Source organism: Nostoc sp. DSM 114159 (assembly GCF_053470285.1).
Map to the genome: position 1 here is coordinate 6,563,659 of NZ_JBPFEH010000001.1, position 19,107 is coordinate 6,582,765.

The following is a 19,107-nucleotide window of genomic DNA, read 5'->3' on the forward strand; positions in this document are numbered from 1 at the left end:
GAATAATATTTATGTCCCCACTGTTTTTGTTTTCCTCACTAACTTTGCATATAGCAAAAAAGCGATCGCTCTTTTGCATGAATTTAGACAACTTCTTATACTCTGGTTCTACGTGATTCTCCCGGTAGATATCTAAGCCAATAACTTGCGGTTGGAACTGCTCTAATTTTTCTACAATTTGAGCTAGGGCGCGGTCTGATAATGAAGCTCCACCTCTTTGGTTAGCAGGTTGCGATCGCACATCAGCCTCAGTAACGGTAACTATTGGCAAGATTCTCCATTCGCCAAAGCTTCTAGAAAGTGCTTCAAAAATTCTTGAGCAACCCGATCTGGTACTACTTCCCGCATCACAATCATTTGGGGAATGTGCAGCGATGCTAATTGTCGTACTAATCCTAGTCCATCACAGCTGTTAAAAATCGCCAGTTGTAAACCTCTGGCGATCGCTCTAGGGCAGGTAGCGTGTTATCGGGAATCACTTGAGCTGCGATCGGTTGAATACAACCCAGTATCCACAAAGTACTGCCTACCATTACCCACAGATTTAGATACCACTGGCTCATCTTGCTGCCTTGCCTCTAGCTATGCTTGAACAACAAATCCTATAGTGTCTAAAGGACGCAAAAGTATGCCATTCAACAGGAGGTCATAAATGAAAATTTTTGTTGCTGGGGCAACGGGAGCGATCGGTCGTCCGCTAATCGCCCAATTGTTGGGGCAAGGACATGATGTAGTTGCGTTGACCCGTTCTTCAGAAAGAGCCAAGGCTTTAGTAGAACAAAGTGTAGAACCTGCGATCGCAGATGTATTCGATGCCGATGCCGTCAAAGCTGCGATCGTTCGCGCTCAACCGGAAGTAGTTATCGAACAACTTACCGCTCTACCCAAAACTTACACTGGCGAGTCAATGAGTGCAGCAGCACCACTCAACCAGCGTCTTCGTCAAGAAGGGGGTGCTAATGTACTGGCAGCAGCACAAGCAGCTGGCGTGCGTCGTTACTTGAGACAGTCGATCGCATTCTGGGGAGTTCCCGGTAGCGGATTGGCAGATGAAGAGACACCGCTATCTTTGGATGCTTCGCCGGCAGTTGCAGCAGATGCTCGCACGGTGACTGAAATCGAACGTCGCTTACTCGAAACACCCAATCTAGAAGGGATTGCCTTACGCTATGGCTTCTTCTACGGGCCTGGCACTTGGTTTGCTGCCGATGGCGACGTTGCTCAACAAGTACGGCAGCAACAATTCCCGATCGTCGGCAATGGCGAAGGTGTATGGTCGTGGTTACACGTTGAAGATGCAGCGATCGCTACAGTTGCAGCAGCAGAGCGAGGCAATCCTGGTATTTACCTGATTACCAACGATCGCCCTTTAGAGGTGCGCGAGTGGCTCCCTGCCTTTGCTCGTTGGCTCAATGCTCCATCGCCTCCGCAGATATCGGTTGCAGATGCTCTACAAATCGGTGGTGCAGATGCCGTCTACTACGGTACTCAGATGCGAGGCGCATCGAATGCCAAGGCAAAACGCGAATTAAATTTTCAGCCGCGACCTTTGGAATGGATGGTTGACGCACCCGTGGTCAGTGCAAGCTAACTCACAGCAAAACAAGTTAATCTAATAGACTTATCGATAATTTTCCGTCGCCGTAAATCCAGTTAACTTAATCAGCATTGCATATTTACGGTCTGCGATCGCACTGCCATCAATGAATGATGTCTGTTGAAGTTTTCTACTCAGGAGGAATAAAGATGAAGGTTGCTCAATATGGAACAGCGTTGGCGATCGTCCATGCGATCGCCAACGGAATGCATGGTTTAGCACATGTGGAAATCCCTGTTGGCCTATCTTTGCTTCAGAGTTCGTTCGTGGTTATTGTAATTTTTCTGACTCCCATCATTGCAGCCGTTTTACTTTGGACACAGTTCTATCGCCTTGGTAGCTGGCTATTGCTCTTTTCAATAGCAGGATCGCTCCTTTTTGGAATTTACAATCATTTGATCGTAATTAGCCCCGATCATCTTTCTCAAGTTTCTTGGCAAGGTTGGGGTCTGCTTTTCCAAATCACAGCCATCCTCATATTAATAGTAGATGGATTGGGATGTTGGATTGGTATACGGGCATTGAAAACAATCCAGCAACCAGAGGAGGTCTTATGAGTTACTAACTATCATCATTCCCATAAATCACAACACTTTGCATTTTTTTCTTTCTTTTGCCTTTTAACTTTTACTTTGTTTGGTAACCCTCATTTTCTCAGTCTTGAAACACTCACAATCAATAAGGAGAAAGAACCATGAGCCAATCTAATCTATCCACTGCTACCCAAGAAACGGCTACTGATACCATCTTGGACACTGCTGCCCAAGAAGCAGCTACCAATACCATCGTGGACATCGATCTCAAAGTTCAAGCCGAGAAAGGCCCAGACCTGCGAAAGGATCATCCTAAAGGTCACGGCTTGGTTTGGGGAGAGTTCAAAGTTGAGAACAATATTCCTGAATCGTTGAAGGTGGGTGTCTTCGCCCAACCCAAGACTTAATAATTACTAATTCGTAATTAAAGAGACAAGCTCCTGACTTTTGTTTTGCAGACAAATAAATTATCAGCACCTTTGCGACCTAGAAGAACTAGAGGAACAAACTATGAAAACGATCGCTGGATCGTTAGCATTGCTGGCTATCTGGGCGATCGCGCACCCACTGACGAAAAAGGCTTCCTGGAATTCGCTAAGGCCATGCCTGCTCGCGAATTCTACGAAGTCATCAAAGATGCTGAACCCCTCTCAGAAATAGTGTCTTACAAGGTTCCGACTAGCCAGCGTCGCCATTATGAAAGAATGGCGCGTTTTCCCGAAAATTACTTGGTTTTTGGTGATGCCATTTGCAGCTTTAACCCAGTCTACGGTCAAGGCATGACGGTTTCTGCTCTTGAGTCCCTGGCTTTGCAAAATTGCCTTGCTAAAGGTAGTCAAAATCTGCGGGCGCGTTTTTTCAAGGAGGCAAGTAAGGTAGTAGACACCGCTTGGAGTATTGCTGTAGGTGGCGACCTGCGTATTCCCCAAGTGGAAGGGACGCGCAGCTTCAAGGTACGCTTTCTCAACTGGTATATAAGTAAGTTGCACGTTGCTGCTCGACGAGATCCAATAGTGGCGATCGCATTTTTGAAGGTGACAAACTTGACAACTTCCCCCAAAAGCCTCATACATCCTATAATTTCTCTGAGGGTACTGTTGGGTAACATTTTACAGCTTGACATTCCTAAAGTGCTCAACTACGAAAAAAACAACAATGTACAAATATATTCCGATTAATTGTGACTTTCACGACGAGTAGATTAGGTTGTTACAAAGAACAGGATGTGGGGTGTAGGGGGTAGGGTGTGGGGAAGGGAGAAAAACTGAAGTTGCTGGGTTTAAGCGAGCGTAAAAAAAAGAATTGCTTTGATTGGCGTAGCCCGGAAAAGCAATGAGTCCTTGCTTCAATCCCAAGTTTTTTAAGCGTGGGTTCCTTACACCCCACACCCCGCACCCCACACCCTTTTTGAAGGCAGAATTTGCAGCTTTTACCCATTAGACGCTAGGCATTTTATCCAATTTATAATCGACGGTATCGAATATGAACTACACACTCAAAAATAAACGCGCACTCGTCACCGGAGGCAGTCGCGGTATCGGGGCCGCCATAGTTAAGCGTTTAGCAACTGAAGGTGCTGATGTCGCTTTCACCTATACCAGTTCGCCCGATCGCGCTAAGGAAATCGCCGAGGCAGTCCAGGCGCTCGGCGTTCAGGCCTTGGCCATCCAAGCCGACAGCGCTGAAGCCAGTGAGGTGGTGGCTGCTGTTGAACAGACAGCGGACAAATTTGGCAGCATTGATATCCTCGTCAATAATGCAGGTGTAGCGATGATGTCCCCGATCGATGATTTCACACTTGCGGACTTTGATCGCACCTTTGCCATTAATGTGCGTGCCGTATTTGTGGCGGCTCAAGCCGTAGTCAAGTATATGCAAGAAGGCGGACGCATAATTAACATTGGCAGCACCAACGCCGAACGTGTGCCATTTGCTGGCGCCTCTGTTTATGCCATGAGCAAATCTGCTCTACAAGGTCTTGTGCAAGGGTTGGCGCGTGACCTCGGCCCGCGCGGAATTACAATCAATAACGTCCAGCCCGGGCCGATCGCTACCGATATGAATCCCCCAGAGGGCGAGTTTGCCGAGATGCTCAAAAAGCAGCTAGCACTGCCCCGCTACGGCACTGTTGAGGAGGTTGCAGGGATGGTCGCTTATCTGGCTGGGTCTGAGGCAGCTTACATCACTGGTGCAAACCTAATGATTGATGGAGGATTCAGCGCCTAACTGCCACAGGTGTAGACAACTACAAACATAAATCCTCAGCAATCAGCGAAACTACACTAACTGCAAGTATGCTGAAACCTTTAGCCAGAGATATTTTTAGTTAAAACCGCATATTTAGCTAAAATTGTCAATGATTGTATCGATTGCATTTCCAATATGTGGAATCCCAAGGAAGTATCTTTGTCAATAATGAACTTTTCTTTATATCTCTGGTTAAAACAGCACCGTATGCTTGTTGGAGCAATGCTATTTGCGATCGCGATCGCAGGCTGTAATAACTCTGTGAAATCACAACCACCTGCTGGGAATACTCCATCGGTTGCAAATCTGATTGCGTCTAGTCCAACCCCAGCACCAGCCTCTCCTACACAAAGCTCTGAGCAGCGAGCAGTTCAAGTCATTCGTGACTATTACAGTGCGATCGCCCGTCAAGACTATAAACAAGCTTACTCAGCTTGGGATGGAAATGGAGCTGCTAGCAAGCAATCGTTTGAGCAGTTCAAGCAGGGTTTTGCCAACACCACATCCGTTGCTGTAGAGATTGGAAAACCTGGTAGACCAGACCCAGGTGCAGGCTCAATCTACATTGAGATTCCGGTTACTATTACTACTGTTACCACCAATGGAACTCCACAGCGATTTCGCGGCAGCTATGTGCTGCGACGAGTCAATAATGTTCCTGGCTCAACTCCAGAGCAGCGTAAATGGCATCTCTACTCGGCAAAAATTACTCAAATCAAATAGCCTGCGGCAAAACGCTGGTTTCCTAAGTTATTCCTAGTCGGTTATTAGCCTGTTGGCATACCCATCAGAGCGATTCGAGCAACCAATCGCTCTATTAGACGGGGCGAACTTAATCTCATACTCTCAGGATTTGTGTAAAAACTGGTACAGATGGGCGCATATATACAATTACTTTCAAACCAACCATTAAACTGGACGACAACCAGACAAAATACTGTGCATATTTACTACTTGTCCAATAACTGCGATCGCAGGCGCACCAAATCCCGTTTCCTCTACCTGTGTGACTATTGTTTCCAATGTCCCAATTAATTCTTCTTGTTCTGGGCGCGTACCCCAGCGTACCAAAGCAATCGGCGTTTCTAAATTCAACCCAGCTGTGATTAATTCTTCTACAATATAAGGCAGATTGTGAATTCCCATATAAATTACAATGGTTTCGGAACCGTGAGCGATCGCACTCCAATTTACTTGCGGTCTATACTTACCCGCCGCTTCATGACCAGTTACAAATGTGACTGACGAACTATAAAGCCGATGCGTCAAAGGAATACCTGAGTATGCTGCTGCTGCAATTCCCGAAGTGATCCCTGGCACAACTTCCGTTGATATTCCAGCTTTGACTAATTCTTCCATCTCTTCGCCACCGCGACCAAAAATAAACGGATCGCCACCCTTTAGCCGCACTACAATTGCATTATCCTGCGCTTTATCAATCAGCAATTGAGTTGTTTCTGACTGGAACAGCGAATGTTTTCCCCTCCGTTTACCAGCATTAATTTGCTCGGCTTGGGGATTAATCATTGCTAAAATTGCCGGACTCACTAAGGCATCATAGATGACTACATCTGCACATTCCAATAAACCTTTCGCCTTCAGGGTAATTAGTCCTGGATCTCCTGGCCCTGCACCTACTAAATAAACCTTTCCTAAATACTTGTTATCCTGTTTTTCTGTGCGGTTCATCTCTGTGTTAAATCCCAAATTAGCTCGGCTAATTCTGCACTTGCTCCCAATGGTTTGGCCAGTTGGAAATTCACCGCAGAAAATTGTAATTTTAGTTCCTCTATTGAGGTGGCGATCGCATCGGTTATTCCACCAGGGAATAAAAAGTATGGCACAATTGCAATTTCCTGATAACCAGCATCTACCAACTCTTTCACTCGTGATTCTAAACTAGGAGGCCCAGCCCAATAAGCAGTCACGGCTTTCAAACTCGCCGCCATTGCTTCCACAGTTTCTTGCGAACCTGGGCGACGACTACCATGAGCTAAGAGAATCCATGCTTCTGCTTTTATAGCAGCTATTTGTTTTGCCAGCAATTTCTCTAAATTGGGGTGAGAGCCTAAATATGGTTCCAACTCAATGATGATATCTTGACCAGCAGCCTGTTGTGCGAGTGCTACTTTGGCAGGAATATCTGCCATCACATGCACTCCCGGCAGTAGAAATAGCGGTATAATTTTGAGGCGATTTTCATTTTGAGACTGTGGGCAATCGCCAAAAGCGCTTTTAGCAAATTGTTGAATCTGCTCGTGTAAAGGCTGAGGACTCATTTCTAAAGCAGCGATGCCAACCAAATGTTCGCTATTTGCTGAGTTGTGGTTTTTTGACAATTTGTGACATATCAGCCTAGCTAGTTGCTGCATAGCAATTTCTGGGCGCGGGTCGCGGCTTCCGTGAGATAGTAGTAGATAGGCAGATGACATCGGTAAATTGAATTCTTAGTTACTATTCTTATTTAAGATTAAGCTGGGGATAATTAAGTACTCTGGTAATTATTGAAACTATTATTAATTACTAAATAGAAGTATTCTTAATCACTTTTATATTCTCCCCGTACTCTTTACCTTATTGTTCTTCGGCAGTGTAAGTATAAAATTGATCGAAAGCTCCTACCGTTTCAAATTTGTACGAAGGTATCCAAGAGTTTATTTTGAAATCTGTACGGTAAATGCTAAAAATCACGAAATCTTGCCTTTCTGTGGTCTTGGCAATAATTTTTTGGATTTGTGGATTAGCCGAGTCAACTAACTTATCACAATTAAAACGGATTAAATTTTCAAGAATATTCGTAGTTTTTTTACATACATCGGTTTTTAAGTATTTTGTCAACCGTTGAACTGCATATTCTTCATATTCAACCTGACTGGGATTGGTTTTCGCCATTGTCACACCCAAGGCGGCGAGTCCTACTGCTGCTCCAGTATACGCGATGATGGTCAATGGTTTCATATTTTCCAAGTAAAATTCATTGTAATTGTTAGATTCCAGAGACTCTAAATCAACTAAGTCCGTTCCTTGAAGAAAAACTCTTGATCGCTTGCCAAATTGTTGCTATAATTCAAATTGTTGAATGGCGAGCGTAGCCAAGTGGTTAAGGCAGTGGTTTGTGGTACCACCATTCGTGGGTTCGAGTCCCATCGTTCGCCCTACATAATTTAATATTAATATCTAGACTCCTGTGCAAGGTGGGTTAGATGGTGTAAATCCTCGTAATCATAACTTTAACAAGGATAAGCATATGCGATCTGTAGCTTTATAGACCCTAAGACTGGCGATCGCACTCCTAAAGTCATGACCAAGTTCATCCTTAATAGTATGGGTATTCTAAAACGGACATTAGCATCTAAGAAGGAACACGGCAAGATACAGGATTCTGCCATAAACCATGAGGTGTGCTGGGTGCATTCGCTGTGAGTTCCAACTCACCTTTGGCATTTATCACCCACCCTGTAGCTTCTACAATCGGTTTTGGCGTATCAGTAGTAGGTTTGATGGTAACAGGTGGACTCTTGCGGTTTCTGGTGCTGGGATTGAGCGTTACCCAATCTACCATAACTGTATCAGGAGAAAGAAAGTTATAGGGATTGCGGGGTAAACCGCCACGTCCACCGATCACAAATCGGTTTTGGGCGTAACCTGCACTATAGCAGCCTTGTGTTAACTTAGTGTTAACTGGTATTGTTGGCAACTCTAGCAAGCCACTGTTAGGGTCGATATCGAGCGTGTTTAATGTGACCTGTCCAGTTGCAACAATGTCACTTTCTAAAGTTAATTGTTGCCGAAATTGAGTGCCAAAAATTCCTTCTGCCTTGACTTGAATATTACTACCGGGGCTGCGTCCGAAGCCAGTTGCAACAATATCACTATTCTCTGAAGGGACAGCAACTAAAAATTTAGTGCCAATATTTATATTGCCGTCAACTCCATTACTACCAGCAACACCACTAGTGGCAGAGACTAAACCCTGATGACGTAACATCAGTAAATTTTTTATCTGTAGTCCAATATTTCCACCCTTGCCTGTTCTCGATTCTGCAAATACACCCGTGGGTGAGCCATTGCTATTAGCTCCATTTACTAAAAATTTATCGCTGGCTTCAATTGTTACAGTACCTGCATTTCCTGCTCCAAAACTGCTGGCAACTAATTGAGCGCCACCCTTGAGTGTTAGTTCATTTGTGGTAATTCTAATGGTTCCGGCATTTCCCACGGCTTTTTCTTCTACTGCACTAAAGACACCACTTGATAAACCACTATTATCAGTACCAGTGAATACTGCATTTTGGGTATCAAGATTAATACTACCTGCGTCTCCTATGCCAAAAGTGCTAGCGGTCAGTCGAGCGCCATTAGTGATAGAAAATAATCCAGATGTGATATTTATGTTTCCACTATTACCTGTAGCATTTGGATTGATAGTTTGTTCGCCAGACTCGATTGTGACTTTGGGACGCCCTAAGTCATCTAAATTGACTTTAATGATTGGCGCGGTTGTAGAACCTAGTGTGTTGAATACACCACTTTTGGCACCATCAAGCGCAATTACATTTGCATCTAAAATTATATTGCCTGCGTTGCCCACTCCTAATGCGCTAGTAGCTACTTGCGCCCCATCTTGTAACGAAAATGAACGAGAAACGATTGTAATATTACCCCCATTGCCAAGTGACATAGTTTCCACCGTGCTGTAAATCGCACTAGGAAAACCATTTTTTTCACCAGCAATATCAACAGCACCATCAACATTAATATTGACATTTCCCGCATTCCCTTGTCCATTAGTTGAGGTAAAAAGTAGAGCGCCATCTTGTAACAAAAATGAACGAGAATTGATAGTAATATTACCCCCATCGCCAAGTGACATAGTTTCTACCCTGCTGTAAATCGCACTAGGAAAACCATTTTTTTCACCAGCAATATCAACAGCACCATCAACATTAATATTGACCTTTCCCGCATCCCCTCGTCCATAAGTCGAGGCAACAAGTTGAGCGCCATCTTGTAACGAAAATGAACGAGAAACGATAGTAATGTTACCCCCATTGCCAAGTCGCACAAGATTACTAACTATGCTCTCACCAGCAACTTTGATTTCCCCAGTAGCATTAAGCGTAATATCTCCCCCAATTGTTTCAGGTGTCCCCAAACCTGCGCCAATACCACCGCTTAAAATACTTCCTTCCAATATCTCTAGATTCTCTGCATTAACTACAATATCACCGCCACCAGTCCCTTCTACATATATTGCAGCTTGATTGTTAAGGGATACCGAGGTTCGTACAACATTCTCAGGAAATCTTAAGCTGAGATGATCGCCATCTACACTCAGCGCTACAGTACCAGCTTGGGCCAATCCTCCTAACTCAACTCGCCCACTATAAGCATTTAATTGTCCCCCATCCATACTGAGATTACCACCCACCAGCAGTAAACTTTTACCATCTGGTACTCGTAAACCAAATGCATCAAAGCCTGCTGGATCTGTTCCGGTGGGTGCTATTGAGTTATTTTGAATCGCTGCGTTTTGATTAATTTGATTAAACAGCAATGCTGAAGGATTAATAGTCAACAATGGTGAAGGGATATTTTGATCGGTAGCGCTAAAAAATCCGATATTTCCAAATTGCAGTGCATTAGCTGTTGTCCCAACAAAAGAACCACCAATATCCAACCGCGCATTCTGACCAAAAATAATCCCTGACGGATTAATCAGAAACAGGTTAGCTGTACCGTTAGCGCGAATTAATCCATCAATGTTAGAGACTGACCCACCCGTTACTCTACTGATGATATTCTGAATATCTACAGCATTATTGAACAAAACAGCGCCGTTAGTAGGCACAGAGAACTCCCTAAAGCTGTGAAACAAGTTGCCACCTGCTTGCGTTCCCCCTGTGATATTGAGGGTGCTGCCGTCTGATGTAACAATGGAATTATTAGGCAGAGTGCCATCGGTGATTATTTGGGCAGAAGCATAATTTGCACCCAAAGCGATCGCACCCCCCATCGCAATACCCAAACACCAATTAGTAGTCATCCCAAACATTACACCTCTAAACTTTGTAACAGATGAACTCTTTTTTGAGTTAACCACAATTAGTGTTCGTCAAGTTAATACCTTCAGTTCTGATTCATATTAAAGATGACAAAATGTTACGTGCAAACAAATCCGACTTGTTCTATTTAGAATAAAGCACACCGATGTTATGACCTAATAGTTTTGGACGGGGCAACGCATTCGACGCAAACCACTCTAGTAGTCTGCCAATCCAAAAATGCGCTTGTGAGGGCTGGGGAAAGGGGAAAGGGAATTCATGGTAAGGGATTTAAACTCTTTCTCCTTCATATTAAAATTCCCGAATTTTATCAAAAATCGGGAATCTAGCCTTAGAAGTTTTTGAACGCACATTTAAATTTTAAAAAATGCCTAGAAGAACGATCAAAGTCAGCCCACAGAAGGCAAGTAAAGACATAATCAAAATGTTGCCTATGCTGTGGTCAGAAGCTGTTATTTTATCTGTATTGGTATCCATATCAATTGACCAATTTTAAACAACTTTTGTCTAAATTATAACTATGGAAAACAAATCTTAGTTTGTTCTTGAACAAAAATTGATTTTAATTCATTTAAGTTTAAATAAATAGTTAAATATCAACAAAACCATTAACTTTTGTTTCAAGTATTTTAAAAGTAATTATAGCAATACTATCAATTATTACCCAAATTAACACAATATAGGAATCATATTGAATTTTTAAAATTATTTACCTTATATACAGCAGATTTCAAGGAAAGTGAACTACACAAACTAAGTCTCAAAGCCTATTTTACTTCTGTTAGCGCAGCCCATTCTGACCAAAGTAACGGAAACGTCTTTGGCTTTGCTCCTGAATTATGAATTATGCTGTATGTGCCGATCGTCAAAATATACGCAAATAAATGATATAGTAAAGATTACATTAAGCAATTGAGGGCGTGATAATTTGTGCCCCAAATATTATTATGCAGTTATTTAGTAACCTCTATCAAAAGAAATAAAAATTGTATTCCTTTAGTGAGATCCAAAAATACTGAGTCATAGATACTTTAGGTAAAGAAGAACACGCTTTAAGTGTCTGCTAAAAAGTTGATACTTGTATGTACACAGGTAAATATAATTTATCTGTGTTGTTTCGTGTTTATATATGTCTAACAAAAGGTAGAGGCTTATTTGTCTTGCCTAGAAAGTTAACAATGCAAACATCGTCATTTAGTGGAGTTGCTATGTCTGAATTGCTTCAAGCAGTCTTAGATAGTGAAGAGAGAAGTGATTTACGTTCTTTTCTTAGTGAATTACGCCAAAAAGAAAAGAAGTACTTGCTGCGGAATGACATACTCAATGTATATAGTGAGTATTGCTCCAAGTCCCAGAAACCTGAGACTTTTTACACTTCCTCTGAGTTGGGAAAACTCATTTACTATACTCAGGAAATAATTCAAGAGGACTCAAACTTCTGTTTCATTATCCGTTCTAAGATTGCCAGCCAAGAAGTTTATTGGTTGACATCAGACTTAAGCATTGAGCCGATGACGGTGCAGGATTTGTTGGATCTGCGCGATCGCTTGGTGGACAAATTTCATCCTAACGACGGCGGCTTGCTAGAATTGGACTTCGGCCCGTTTTATGACTACACCCCAGTCATCCGCGACCCTAAAAATATTGGTAAAGGGGTAGAATTTCTCAACCGCTATCTATCCAGCAAAATATTTCAAGACTCCAAACAATTGCTCGACAGCTTATTGAATTTCTTGCGCCTGCACCACTACAACGGTGTGCAACTGCTACTCAACGATCGCATTCAATCACAGCAGCAACTTTCCGAGCAAGTTAAGAAGGCGATTGGTTTTGTTAATAATCGCCCCGAAGATGAACCCTACGAACAATTCCGCTTCCAATTGCAGTCAATGGGTTTTGAGCCGGGTTGGGGTAACACCGCAGCGCGAGTGCGGGAAACCTTAAGTATTCTCGATGAATTGATTGATTCTGCCGATCCTCAGACCCTAGAAGCATTCATTTCTCGTGTCCCGATGATTTTTAGAATCGTCCTAGTGTCAGCTCACGGTTGGTTTGGGCAAGAGGGAGTTTTAGGGCGTCCTGATACCGGCGGTCAAGTAGTTTACGTCCTTGACCAGGCAAAGAGCCTAGAGAAGCAGTTACAAGAAGATGTCCTGCTTGCGGGTTTAGAGAAATTGAATGTCGAGCCAAAGGTAATTATTCTCACCCGCTTGATTCCCAATAGTGATGGTACTCTATGTAATCAACGGCTAGAAAAAGTTCACGGTAGCGAAAATGCCTGGATTTTGCGAGTGCCTTTACGGGAATTTAATCCTAATATGACTCAAAACTGGATTTCTCGGTTTGAGTTTTGGCCTTATCTAGAAACTTTCGCCATTGATTCCGAAAGAGAACTACGGGCAGAATTTCACGGCACACCTGACTTAATAGTTGGAAACTATACTGATGGAAATTTAGTAGCATTCTTGTTGGCGCGACGGCTAAAAGTTACTCAATGCAATGTTGCCCATGCTTTGGAAAAATCTAAATACTTGTTCAGTAACCTTTACTGGCAAGAATTAGAGGATAAATATCATTTTTCCTTGCAATTCACAGCTGACTTGATTGCCATGAATGCTGCCAATTTTGTGATTAGTAGCACCTACCAAGAAATTGTCGGAACACCGGATAGTGTGGGACAGTACGAGTCTTATAAGTGCTTCACTATGCCGGAGTTGTATCATGTTACCAATGGCATTGAATTATTTAGTCCCAAATTTAATGTCGTACCGCCGGGAGTAAATGAAAATAATTACTTCCCCTACACCCGAAATAAAGACCGGGTGGAGAGCGATCGCCAACGCCTTACAGAAATGCTCTTTACTCTGGAAGACCCCACGCAAATCTTTGGCAAACTCGACGATCCTAACAAGCGCCCTCTCTTCTCAATGGCGCGTCTTGACCACATCAAAAACCTCACAGGTTTGGCTGAATGTTATGGTCAAAGTAAAGAATTACAAGAGCATTGCAATTTAATTTTAGTAGCGGGTAAATTACGCGTCGAAGAATCAGATGACAACGAAGAACGCAGCGAAATTATCAAACTCTACCAAATAATTGACCAGTACAATCTCCACGGGAAAATTCGTTGGTTGGGTGTGCGTCTCTCCAAAACTGATTCTGGTGAAATTTACCGAGTCATTGCCGATCGTCAGGGAATTTTTGTCCAACCAGCTTTATTTGAAGCTTTTGGTTTAACAATTTTAGAGGCGATGGTTTCAGGATTGCCAACTCTTGCCACACAGTTTGGTGGACCACTGGAGATTATTCAAGATAAGGTGAATGGCTTTTTGATTAACCCAACGAATTTAGAAGAGACAGCCACCAAAATTGTGGATTTTGTCACAAAATGCGAACAAAACCCTAACTATTGGAGTGAAATTTCCCAACGAGGAATTGACCGAGTTTATAGCACCTATACTTGGAAAATTCACACTAGCAAGCTGTTATCATTAGCACGGATTTATGGTTTCTGGAACTTTACCTCTATGGAAAATCGGGAAGATTTATTGCGCTATATTGAGGCTTTGTTCTATTTAATTTACAAGCCAAGAGCGCAACAGCTATTAGAGCAGCATCAGTACCGATAATAAGTTAGAAGGGATAAGCTGTTCTATATTTAACTCAATACGATTGGGTTAAGAATTTTTGAGATGTAGAGACATTGCAATGCAACGTCTCTACAAAGGATTTCGGGCTTAACTAAACCGTATAGTAAGAATATCTAAATTACTCTGGACAAAAATCTTTATTTATGTGTTAACGGAATAAGAAGAATTTACCTTTTGATTAGTGTTCCAGATCCGAAACCGATAGCTACGAGGGCCTACGCCTATGTATAAAATATTGTCGACAAGCAATATTTAATCCGAATATATGATAAATTTTTGATGAAATGTGCTGACCCTAGCTAGATGAGCTAAATCACAATTATTATTAAGGTCTATTTGTGAAATAAGCAGCCCAAAAGCTTAAAAATCAGGAGACCATTGCATGAGATATCTGACCAGTGACAGCCAACTATCAAGGATTGTTTTGAAGGGCTTTAAGTCTATTGCTGAATGTGACCTTAAGCTTTTGAAACTAAACGTACTTATTGGATGTAATGGTGCAGGTAAATCTAACTTCATAGGCTTCTTTCGCATGGTTCAGCAGATGCTTGAGAAGAATCTGCAAGTTTTGGTAAGCCGCCAGGGTGGTCCTGATGCGATCTTGCATTTTGGGCGTAAAACAACTGAGCAATTAGAGATTGAGCTTTATTTTGGAAACAACGGGTACTTCGCAACGCTTGAACCAACTCAAGACAACCGTCTGATGTTTACCAAAGAGTCTTTTTGGTGGAACATGAGCGGTGAGCGTGAACTCGGTAGTGGTCATTTTGAGAGTAAGGCTTTACGGGGCACCAAGACAAGAATTGACCAGTACATATTGCCCACCATGCGGCAGTGGCGGGTTTATCATTTCCATGACACAAGCGACAGCGCTTATGTGAAGCAACCACACGGGATTAATGATAATGTTTACTTGCGTTCTGACGCACGCAATCTTGCAGCTTTTTTATATTTGTTAAGTGAAAATTATTCGGAATCTTATCGGCGAATTGTCAAGACAATTCGACTTGTTGCTCCTTTCTTTGGTGATTTCTATCTACGCCCTTCTCCACAAAACAATGAGGCGATCGAGTTGGAATGGGTCGAGCAAGGTCAAGATATTCCGTTTAAAGCTCATCTTCTTTCGGATGGAACACTTCGTTTTATCTGCTTGGTTACAGTCTTTTTGCAACCTACTTCCCTTCAACCCGAAACCATTTTGGTTGATGAACCTGAGCTAGGTCTTCACCCGTATGCAATTACTGTTCTTGCATCGTTAATTCGCTCAACCGCAAAAGAAAAACAAGTTATTGTTTCAACTCAGTCGGTTGAACTACTCAATGAATTTAGAGCGGAAGATGTAATTGTTGTAGATCGCGATCGTGGTAAATCATCACTCCGAAGATTGAATGAGGATGATTTATACGAGTGGCTTGAAGACTACAGCTTAGGAGAACTGTGGAAGAAGAACATCCTTGGCGGGAGACCTTCACGATGATCCGAATACACGTTTTTGTAGAAGGACAGACGGAAGAAACTTTTGTAAAAGAAATACTCTGTGAACATTTTCAGCGAAAAGACATATACCTCAACCCCATTCTTGTGCGAACTAGCTCAACAAATAAGGGCGGTGTAGTGAGCTATGCAAAAATTAAGCCGCAATTGAATCGTAAATGCCTTGAAGATGATTCAGCGTTCGTCACTACGATGTTTGATTTATATCGATTGCCAAATGATTTTCCAGGAAGCAGTTCTCTGCCTAGTACGAATGACCCATTTCAGAAAGCTGAATATCTTGAGCAGCAAATGAGCGCAGACATTAAACACCAAAATTTTCTGCCTAATCTACTGGTTCATGAGTTTGAGGGACTCCTGTACAGCAATCCACAAGCTTTTCTCGCATGGTTTGACCAAAGTATAGTAGATAGTCTACAGGCAGACCGTAACTTATTTATTTCACCTGAACATATTAATGAAGGCCCGACAACAGCCCCATCCAAACGAATTATTAGATGTTGCCTTGGATATGAAAAGCCATTACATGGCTCCTTGATTGCAATGGATATTGGGTTGGATACAATACGCCAGCAATGCCAGCATTTCAATCAATGGTTAACACGTCTTGAAAATATCAGCGGCAGTCACGGTTGAAGAGAATATATTGCCCTCAAAAGTCAGTAAAAATGTTACTTGTGTAATCCACATTTTAGAAAGTTTTCAGCATTATTGCTAATTTACAAAAGTGATTTTTTCTCAGATTTTCATAAATGAATCAGGAATTATGAATAATACGAAGTTTCATAACTCCTAACTCCTCACTAAATTGTCAACGCACTCCAAGTTCGTTGACCAACTACTCCATCCACACCTAAATTTTGCTGGTTTTGAAAGGCTTTGACAGCAGTCTCTGTTAGGGCGCCAAAAATCCCATCTACTCTCACAGCATAACCGTTAGACACTAATAACTGTTGTAAGGCTCTGACAGCAATACCAGAACTACCAAAATAAAGAGTTGGTAGTTGGCTACTAAACTTCTGAAACCGTCCTGTAGCCTTTGTACGGATTTTACCTTCAGACTGAAAAGATTTCTTAGGCTTACCGAAGTTAGAAGAAATTAGTCCCAGATTCTTTTTGCTAATTTTCTGAAGTATGTGTTCTTTTTTTAGTTTTAGCGTTGAGAGAGAAGCCTGGGAAATCTCATCTGTCTGCATAAATTCAGGTGGCGTAACTTTAGCAGCTATCTCTAACTGACTCTGTTTTGATTGGTTTACGTCATTTTCCATCTGTAATAATTGCTGCTGTGGCAAATTGGTTCCAGATGCTTGTCTTATTGTTAACACGCCCGTCATCATCAGGCCAATTTCATTCATTTTCGTTTATTTTACTTCAACCACTATTTCTTTTAACCAACATTTGCTGTCCGGGATAGTAGATACTGACCGATTAAAAAAGTCATGTACTAATTTTTCCAGGTAATATTTTCATGTTCATATTTGCTCACCCCCAATTCCATTTAATCAGATTAATATCATTAATCAAGCCATCAAGTTATTAGACATATTATCTAAATCAATGGTTTAGACAATAACATACTATACGATCGCTAGGGAATCCCATCAAATAAATTTACCTAGTTATATTTAGTTCATACTTGGTATACCTGATGTGCTTTTATCATGTTTATACTGCCAGTAAAAATACTACTCAATTCATAGAGTCAGTTTTTGAACTATTGATTAAAAGCTTTTAATATCAAATACTTTTTATCAATCACAATTTATGTAAATACGCTTTTGTTAAGGATTATTGCTCTTTGAAGACGCGATAAATCGCGTCTCTACAATAAGAGTTTTGTTGCTCATTCTGAACTGTATTGCAACTTATGTCGCTCTTTCAAGCGCTTCTCGAAAAGCGCACACTTTCACCTCAAAAGAATGAAACCGCACAACCTTGTTGCACGGTACTTCTTCATCTTTTATCATCTCGCCACAAAGCAATACCGCCTAATAAACCAGTGATATTGGGGATGAGTTTGACATTTAACGGGAGCTGTAAATTCACTCTCACCGCTTCACCACCGCCAATGTAAAGGTGGTCATAATTAAACAGATGTTGCAAGGATGCGATCGCTTTTTCTAAACGCCTATTCCATCTTTTCTCACCAATTTTTTCTAACTCTGCACGCCCCAACTGTTCCTCAAAAGTCTCTCCTTTGCGAAACGGATGATGCCCCATTTCCATATTTGGCACCAGCTTACCATCCACAAATAAAGCCGAACCAAACCCCGTACCCAGAGTAATCACCAATTCGACACCTTTACCAGCGATTGCACCAAATCCCTGCATATCTGCATCATTAATCACCCGTACAGGCTTGTTTAAGTGTTTTAATAAAGCTGTTTCCAAATCAAATCCGATCCAATCTGGATGTAAGTTTACCGCTGTTTCCGTGACTCCACACCGCACCACACCAGGAAAACCGACCGAAACGCGATGAAATTCACCTTGAGCCGCTGCTAACACCACAATTGCATTAATTACAACCTCCGGTGTCGCAGGTTGAGGTGTATCTAAACGCGCCCTTTCCGTTACAGGATGCCCCGTAATATCCAAAACTATAGCCTTAACACCACTACCGCCAATATCAACTGATAAGGTACGAATCGATCCATTTTCTTCAACCATTGAGTTACATCCTTGTTAATGCTTGTTATTTCGTTATTAATTATGCTCTGCTGCATTTGATAATATCTTGGATGTTTGGAGAGTCTTTATATTGGTAGGGAGTGGGCAGATGCAGTAAATTTTCCCCCCCTGCCCCCTGCCCCTCTGCCTCTTTACCCTATGCCCAAAGTTAAAAATCCCATACATTCGATGCCGGACAGTATCTAGATTTGTTAATCTAAGAATAATGGAAATAGTACTAGCGTAGCTGCTTAAAATTTATCGGGCAGCAAATTTCTATTAAAAGTAATATAAGAGAAAAAATTATGACGGCGTTTGAACCTCAAAGCATCCGCTCGTATAGCCAAGAAGATGTCCAACAAATTCTGCACTTAGCGATCGCTCGTCAGGCAGATGATAAAGACACAGAATTTTCTTATGAGCACATATTAGAAATTGCTGCTGAGTTAGAAATTTCACCTGAGTCTTTAAAATTAGCAGAGCGCGATTGGGTATTACAACAGGGTCAAGTTCAACAGCGAAAAGCTTTTGACGCTTACCGGATCAGAAGATTTCAGAAGCGTTTAAGCAAATATGCAATTTTCAATGGCTTTTTTATACTGCTTGATTTAATTACTGGTGGCGGAATTTCTTGGTCGCTGTACATTTTACTATTCTGCGGATTGCCTGTAGCACTTGATGTCTGGAATACCTTTCAAATCAAAGGCGAAGAGTATGAAATGGCATTCCAAAAATGGAGCCGCAACCATCAGATTAAGAAAACCATCAGCACAGTTTTGAATAAGTGGTTTAAGGTATTACAGGCTTAATCAAAACTTTCTCTAACCCTAACCCATCTCTACTTAATTCCC

General features: G+C 42.0%; 17 protein-coding genes, 1 tRNA gene and 1 pseudogene. 11 read left to right on the top strand and 8 right to left on the bottom strand.

All coding sequences use genetic code 11. The annotated features are described in order from the left end of the window. Positions 1-43 precede the first annotated feature (43 nt). Positions 44-450, bottom strand: a pseudogene (locus tag ACR5KR_RS27750) (CHASE2 domain-containing protein); the annotation flags it as partial. Beyond that, a complete protein-coding gene (locus ACR5KR_RS27755) occupies positions 396-563 on the bottom strand; it encodes a hypothetical protein (RefSeq protein ID WP_445628456.1) in 168 nt (55 codons plus the stop codon). The gene ACR5KR_RS27755 and the pseudogene ACR5KR_RS27750, both read right to left, overlap by 55 nt. Before the next feature lie 89 nt (positions 564-652). On the opposite strand from ACR5KR_RS27755, the gene ACR5KR_RS27760 reads away from it, so the two are divergent. The 6 genes from ACR5KR_RS27760 (at position 653) to ACR5KR_RS27785 (ending at position 5,100) form a co-directional block, all read left to right on the top strand. After that, positions 653-1,591 (top strand): NAD-dependent epimerase/dehydratase family protein, encoded by a 939-nt coding sequence (locus ACR5KR_RS27760; protein WP_445628457.1) that lies wholly within the window; start codon positions 653-655, stop codon positions 1,589-1,591. A 155-nt stretch (positions 1,592-1,746) separates the two neighbouring features. Then, entirely contained in the window at positions 1,747-2,154 is a 408-nt protein-coding gene (locus ACR5KR_RS27765; protein ID WP_448268720.1) for a hypothetical protein, read from the top strand. Positions 2,155-2,291: 137 nt separating this feature from the next. After that, on the top strand, positions 2,292-2,537 hold the full coding sequence (locus ACR5KR_RS27770; protein WP_445628459.1) for a hypothetical protein: 246 nt from the start codon (positions 2,292-2,294) through the stop codon (positions 2,535-2,537). A 72-nt stretch (positions 2,538-2,609) separates the two neighbouring features. Then, positions 2,610-3,308 carry a hypothetical protein gene (locus ACR5KR_RS27775; RefSeq protein ID WP_448268721.1) on the top strand — a complete coding sequence of 233 codons (699 nt, stop codon included), beginning with the start codon at positions 2,610-2,612 and terminating at the stop codon, positions 3,306-3,308. A gap of 304 nt (positions 3,309-3,612) precedes the next feature. Next, the gene (locus tag ACR5KR_RS27780; RefSeq protein ID WP_445628461.1) at positions 3,613-4,356 is read left to right on the top strand and encodes an SDR family oxidoreductase; all 744 of its coding nucleotides are present in this window, start codon (positions 3,613-3,615) and stop codon (positions 4,354-4,356) included. 189 nt (positions 4,357-4,545) lie between these two features. Further along, positions 4,546-5,100: a hypothetical protein gene (locus tag ACR5KR_RS27785; RefSeq protein ID WP_448268723.1), complete on the top strand. Its 555-nt coding sequence runs from the start codon at positions 4,546-4,548 to the stop codon at positions 5,098-5,100. Between the two features lie 186 nt (positions 5,101-5,286). On the opposite strand, the gene cobA is transcribed toward ACR5KR_RS27785, so the two are convergent. The 3 genes from cobA to ACR5KR_RS27800 all read right to left on the bottom strand — a co-directional run bounded on the left by cobA (position 5,287) and on the right by ACR5KR_RS27800 (position 7,335). Further along, a complete protein-coding gene (gene cobA / locus ACR5KR_RS27790; RefSeq protein WP_448268724.1) occupies positions 5,287-6,066 on the bottom strand; it encodes a uroporphyrinogen-III C-methyltransferase in 780 nt (259 codons plus the stop codon). Then, positions 6,063-6,809, bottom strand: a complete 747-nt coding sequence (locus ACR5KR_RS27795; RefSeq protein ID WP_448268726.1) for a sirohydrochlorin chelatase — start codon at positions 6,807-6,809, stop codon at positions 6,063-6,065. Before ACR5KR_RS27795 ends, cobA begins: the two co-directional genes overlap by 4 nt. A 142-nt stretch (positions 6,810-6,951) precedes the next feature. Next, positions 6,952-7,335: a DUF4359 domain-containing protein gene (locus tag ACR5KR_RS27800; protein ID WP_445628468.1), complete on the bottom strand. Its 384-nt coding sequence runs from the start codon at positions 7,333-7,335 to the stop codon at positions 6,952-6,954. 124 nt (positions 7,336-7,459) lie between these two features. Between ACR5KR_RS27800 and ACR5KR_RS27805 the strand changes: the two genes are divergently transcribed. Further along, positions 7,460-7,532: transfer RNA gene (locus ACR5KR_RS27805), tRNA-His, on the top strand. A 197-nt stretch (positions 7,533-7,729) separates the two neighbouring features. Here ACR5KR_RS27805 and ACR5KR_RS27810 read toward each other — a convergent pair. Then, entirely contained in the window at positions 7,730-10,423 is a 2,694-nt protein-coding gene (locus ACR5KR_RS27810; protein WP_448268727.1) for a two-partner secretion domain-containing protein, read from the bottom strand. Positions 10,424-11,650: 1,227 nt separating this feature from the next. Here ACR5KR_RS27810 and ACR5KR_RS27815 point away from each other — a divergent pair. The 3 genes from ACR5KR_RS27815 (at position 11,651) to ACR5KR_RS27825 (ending at position 16,222) form a co-directional block, all read left to right on the top strand. Then, complete coding sequence (locus ACR5KR_RS27815; protein ID WP_448270354.1) at positions 11,651-14,071, top strand: sucrose synthase; 2,421 nt, start codon at positions 11,651-11,653, stop codon at positions 14,069-14,071. Positions 14,072-14,474: 403 nt separating this feature from the next. Further along, a complete protein-coding gene (locus tag ACR5KR_RS27820) occupies positions 14,475-15,569 on the top strand; it encodes an AAA family ATPase (protein WP_448268729.1) in 1,095 nt (364 codons plus the stop codon). Continuing rightward, positions 15,566-16,222, top strand: coding sequence for a DUF4276 family protein (locus ACR5KR_RS27825; RefSeq protein WP_448268730.1), 657 nt, complete (start codon positions 15,566-15,568; stop codon positions 16,220-16,222). Before ACR5KR_RS27820 ends, ACR5KR_RS27825 begins: the two co-directional genes overlap by 4 nt. A gap of 167 nt (positions 16,223-16,389) precedes the next feature. On the opposite strand, the gene ACR5KR_RS27830 is transcribed toward ACR5KR_RS27825, so the two are convergent. Together ACR5KR_RS27830 and ACR5KR_RS27835 are read right to left on the bottom strand one after the other, a co-directional pair. Continuing rightward, a complete protein-coding gene (locus tag ACR5KR_RS27830; protein WP_448268731.1) occupies positions 16,390-16,941 on the bottom strand; it encodes a peptidoglycan-binding domain-containing protein in 552 nt (183 codons plus the stop codon). A gap of 598 nt (positions 16,942-17,539) precedes the next feature. Next, positions 17,540-18,256 carry an ROK family protein gene (locus ACR5KR_RS27835; protein ID WP_448268732.1) on the bottom strand — a complete coding sequence of 239 codons (717 nt, stop codon included), beginning with the start codon at positions 18,254-18,256 and terminating at the stop codon, positions 17,540-17,542. A gap of 305 nt (positions 18,257-18,561) precedes the next feature. Here ACR5KR_RS27835 and ACR5KR_RS27840 point away from each other — a divergent pair, with 305 nt between their 5' ends. Continuing rightward, positions 18,562-19,065, top strand: coding sequence for a 2TM domain-containing protein (locus ACR5KR_RS27840; protein ID WP_104905232.1), 504 nt, complete (start codon positions 18,562-18,564; stop codon positions 19,063-19,065). Positions 19,066-19,107 lie beyond the last annotated feature (42 nt).

What these genes read in the sequence shown, in the direction of transcription:
- ACR5KR_RS27755 (WP_445628456.1), bottom strand. Translation starts at nt 563, where the DNA reads ATGAGCCAGTGGTATCTAAATCTGTGGGTAATGGTAGGCAGTACTTTG.
- ACR5KR_RS27760 (WP_445628457.1), top strand. Translation starts at nt 653, where the DNA reads ATGAAAATTTTTGTTGCTGGGGCAACGGGAGCGATCGGTCGTCCGCTA.
- ACR5KR_RS27765 (WP_448268720.1), top strand. Translation starts at nt 1,747, where the DNA reads ATGAAGGTTGCTCAATATGGAACAGCGTTGGCGATCGTCCATGCGATC.
- ACR5KR_RS27770 (WP_445628459.1), top strand. Translation starts at nt 2,292, where the DNA reads ATGAGCCAATCTAATCTATCCACTGCTACCCAAGAAACGGCTACTGAT.
- ACR5KR_RS27780 (WP_445628461.1), top strand. Translation starts at nt 3,613, where the DNA reads ATGAACTACACACTCAAAAATAAACGCGCACTCGTCACCGGAGGCAGT.
- ACR5KR_RS27785 (WP_448268723.1), top strand. Translation starts at nt 4,546, where the DNA reads ATGAACTTTTCTTTATATCTCTGGTTAAAACAGCACCGTATGCTTGTT.
- cobA (WP_448268724.1), bottom strand. Translation starts at nt 6,066, where the DNA reads ATGAACCGCACAGAAAAACAGGATAACAAGTATTTAGGAAAGGTTTAT.
- ACR5KR_RS27795 (WP_448268726.1), bottom strand. Translation starts at nt 6,809, where the DNA reads ATGTCATCTGCCTATCTACTACTATCTCACGGAAGCCGCGACCCGCGC.
- ACR5KR_RS27800 (WP_445628468.1), bottom strand. Translation starts at nt 7,335, where the DNA reads ATGAAACCATTGACCATCATCGCGTATACTGGAGCAGCAGTAGGACTC.
- ACR5KR_RS27810 (WP_448268727.1), bottom strand. Translation starts at nt 10,423, where the DNA reads ATGACTACTAATTGGTGTTTGGGTATTGCGATGGGGGGTGCGATCGCT.
- ACR5KR_RS27815 (WP_448270354.1), top strand. Translation starts at nt 11,651, where the DNA reads ATGTCTGAATTGCTTCAAGCAGTCTTAGATAGTGAAGAGAGAAGTGAT.
- ACR5KR_RS27820 (WP_448268729.1), top strand. Translation starts at nt 14,475, where the DNA reads ATGAGATATCTGACCAGTGACAGCCAACTATCAAGGATTGTTTTGAAG.
- ACR5KR_RS27825 (WP_448268730.1), top strand. Translation starts at nt 15,566, where the DNA reads ATGATCCGAATACACGTTTTTGTAGAAGGACAGACGGAAGAAACTTTT.
- ACR5KR_RS27830 (WP_448268731.1), bottom strand. Translation starts at nt 16,941, where the DNA reads ATGAATGAAATTGGCCTGATGATGACGGGCGTGTTAACAATAAGACAA.
- ACR5KR_RS27835 (WP_448268732.1), bottom strand. Translation starts at nt 18,256, where the DNA reads ATGGTTGAAGAAAATGGATCGATTCGTACCTTATCAGTTGATATTGGC.
- ACR5KR_RS27840 (WP_104905232.1), top strand. Translation starts at nt 18,562, where the DNA reads ATGACGGCGTTTGAACCTCAAAGCATCCGCTCGTATAGCCAAGAAGAT.